Consider the following 2,936-nt stretch of genomic DNA (forward strand, 5'->3'; position numbering starts at 1 on the left):
AGGTCGCCACCGCCATGAACCAGATGACAGCGACGGTGCATGATGTCGCGCGCAATGCCGAAGAAGCGGCGTTGGCGGCGCAGACAGCTGATGACAAGGTTGAGAGCGGTCAGCAAGTGGTGCGCCAGAGCATGGCGCGGATCGAGCAGTTGGCGGATTCGGCGACGTCGGCCAGTTCCAGCATCGACAGCCTGAGTGCGCAGATCCAGAACATCGGTACGGTGCTCGAGGTGATCAAAAGCGTCGCCGAGCAGACCAATCTGCTGGCGTTGAACGCGGCCATTGAGGCGGCCCGGGCCGGGGAGCAGGGCAGGGGCTTTGCAGTGGTGGCCGATGAGGTTCGCGCATTGGCCCGGCGTACGCAGCAATCGACCGAGGAAATCGAGCGCCTGGTCAGTGCGTTGCGTGCGGCGGCGCATTCCTCGGTGCAACAGATTCAGAGCAGCGGTGAACTGGTGAAGCTGGCGGTCAGCGATGCGCTGCAGACCGAGAGTGCGCTGGGCAGCATTGCGGCGGCAGTGTCGTTGATTCAGCAGATGAATCAGCAGATTGCGGCGGCGGCCGAGGAGCAGAGTTCGGTGGCTGAAGAGATCAACCGCAGTGTCACGAGTATTCGGGCAAGTGCGGATCAGTCTTCGCTGGCGATGCGGGGGAATGCGGCTTCGAGTGTTGAGCTGGCTCAGTTGGGGAGTGAGCTTAAGGGGATGGTTGGGCACTTTCGGCTTTGACTTGGCGGCCTCTGGGCCGCTGCAGGATTCAACCGGGGGCATCGCCTCCGGTGTGCTTCGTTGCACCTCCTCTTCGATGTGTCTGGTTTCGCCAGACGTCCCCGGATGAATTCCACCACTCAGCCTGTCGTTGGGACCTTGCAGATCAAAGTCAAACGCAGGCGAGCTGACACTCGGCCTTGTGGCAGGCTCGGTCATTGCGCGAGCCCGTCTGACAGCCCGGTATTTTCCTGACGAAGGCATTCTCTGCAGGCGCTGCCAAAGGTTGTGGACTTGGCATTGCCTGCGCTTACCTGTTTCGGTTTTGGTTTATCCGAGAATGGGGCTTGTGTCGCTTTCGAATGTTTTGTACGGGGGGACAAGGCTGATGTGGGTGATGGCTTGATGGCGGATGACTTCTGTCTGGTTGGCTCGAAGAGTCGGGCTTTGGATGATTACGGTGGCGGTATCAATGCTGACGATTTTTGCGTAGCGGCTGGTGATGCTGTTCTGAAAATCAAAATGCCCTTGCAGATAAACTTTATTGCCCGGACCGATGGCAGTGAGTTGCGACTGTGCAGCTAGGTTGTCCATAGTGACGTGTCCATTTTGTTATGAATGAAGGTTGCCAAATATGCGATCTCGTGAATTCAACTGAAAAGATCGAATGGGCTTCCAGGCAGTTCTGTTCGACAGCCATTCTGGGCAGCGGATTTGAGTGGAAACAGAAGACCACTCCTCTTTATCTGTAGGGTGTTTCTCTGTTTTCTCGGGGGGATAAATAAGCAGTAGCGCAGAGGGAAGTGTGTTTCAGCTTCGAAATGTTTAACGCGTGTACCGAGTTTGCTGTGTGTGGGAATGATCAACCCTGTGGGCTGGCTTGCCTGCGATGCTGGCCTCCCGCCCGACCAGATACACCCGGTCTCCCTGCGGTAGCGAGCCTGCTCGCGAAAGCGCCCCGACATTCATCCAGTCCCTATCGGGTTCACAGCCGCGAGCCCACAAAAAAGCCACCTCTCGGTGGCTTCTCTTTCAACATCTGCAATCAGTCGTAAATCACTTTCTTCTTCCAGTCCGCATCGGCTTCGACGTCTTTGAGGCCGGCGGTCAGTTGGTTTTCTTCGCCTTCAACCGGGGCGATTTTGTCCATGACCTGGGCGTTGGCGCGGGCCAGCAGTTTTTCCAGGTATTGCAGTTGTTCGGAGTACATCTGGGGATCCTGCTGTTTGCGCAGGTATTGCACACCGCGTTCGAAGGCGAGGCGGGCCTGGCCGGGCTGGTTTTGTTGCAGGGACTGTTGGCCGAGGTTGTTGAAGAACTCGATATGCAGCAGTACCAGGATGTGGCGGACTTCGCGGACCCACTGTTTGGCTTCGTTCGGCGGCAGGAAACCATCGTGGGCGGCGCGGGTGATCTGGCCGTGGAGGGCTTCGAGGAGGAAGCGTACGTCCTTGGCCTTGGCTTCGGTCAGGATCGGCGCTGGCGGGTTGTTGACCGGAATCGATTCGCCCTGGGCCACCAGCGCGCTCAGTTCGGTGATGCGGGCCTTGGTCGTGGCGCTGGTTTTTTCCAGGTTCAGCAGGCGCTGGCAGACGTTCAGTTCCAGGCGGGTCAACAGCAGTTTCAGTGCCGGGGTCATGAATTGGCCGGGGAAGGTCTCGGTCAATTCGCCACAGCGGCGCAGGCGGTCATTGAGTTCGACTTTGGTGCGGGCCTTCTCCAGTTTGTTGTTTTCCACCACATGGTTCATGTAGCCAATGGCGATCAGAATTGCGATCCCGGCTATGACAAGCAGGGTGATCATGAGTGGTGTCACCGGTAAGACCTCTTTATAGGGTTCGCATGCGAGTGTAGTGGTTGGCCTTTTAGGTGCCTAGCACCGCTCGACGTGTTGATTCGGCAGGTTCAACCTGTATCGGCCGCGCATGGCTTATATGAATGCTGGCGCTTGATGTGCAGATTGCCATCACTGGGGTGGACTATAACGCCTTGGCGAGTGGCGGAATATAGGCGTCAATCGTCGGGCGACGCAAAACCCCGATTGCTCCCGTAAACGACGTCGAAGTCATTGATTTAAATAAATTTATATCTGGGGGTTGACGACCTTCCAATCCATCCATAGAATGCGCGCCACTTGCAGCGTAAAGCACACAGCGAAACGCGGCAGGGAGTGAATGTTGTAGCGTGTCCCCTTCGTCTAGTGGCCTAGGACACCGCCCTTTCACGGCG

Annotated in this window: 3 protein-coding genes; 1 reads left to right on the plus strand and 2 read right to left on the minus strand. The window is 57.4% G+C overall.

Annotated features, from left to right (window positions below):
• The coding region (locus DBR24_RS33630; protein WP_256591808.1) for a methyl-accepting chemotaxis protein at positions 1 to 728 on the plus strand (728 nt) is incomplete at its 5' end.
• Between the two features lie 309 nt (positions 729 to 1,037).
• Here the strand turns inward: DBR24_RS33630 and DBR24_RS24755 are convergent.
• Positions 1,038 to 1,301, minus strand: a complete 264-nt coding sequence (locus DBR24_RS24755) for a hypothetical protein (protein ID WP_128616050.1) — start codon at positions 1,299 to 1,301, stop codon at positions 1,038 to 1,040.
• 451 nt (positions 1,302 to 1,752) lie between these two features.
• Positions 1,753 to 2,511, minus strand: a complete 759-nt coding sequence (locus DBR24_RS24760) for a hypothetical protein (protein WP_177490681.1) — start codon at positions 2,509 to 2,511, stop codon at positions 1,753 to 1,755.
• Positions 2,512 to 2,936 lie beyond the last annotated feature (425 nt).

The sequence above is a fragment of the Pseudomonas sp. HMWF006 genome, assembly GCF_003061205.1.
GTDB lineage: Bacteria > Pseudomonadota > Gammaproteobacteria > Pseudomonadales > Pseudomonadaceae > Aquipseudomonas > Aquipseudomonas monsensis.

Excerpts from the sequence above, each read along its gene's own strand:
- DBR24_RS24755 (WP_128616050.1), bottom strand. The coding sequence starts at position 1,301 with ATGGACAACCTAGCTGCACAGTCGCAACTCACTGCCATCGGTCCGGGC.
- DBR24_RS24760 (WP_177490681.1), bottom strand. The coding sequence starts at position 2,511 with ATGATCACCCTGCTTGTCATAGCCGGGATCGCAATTCTGATCGCCATT.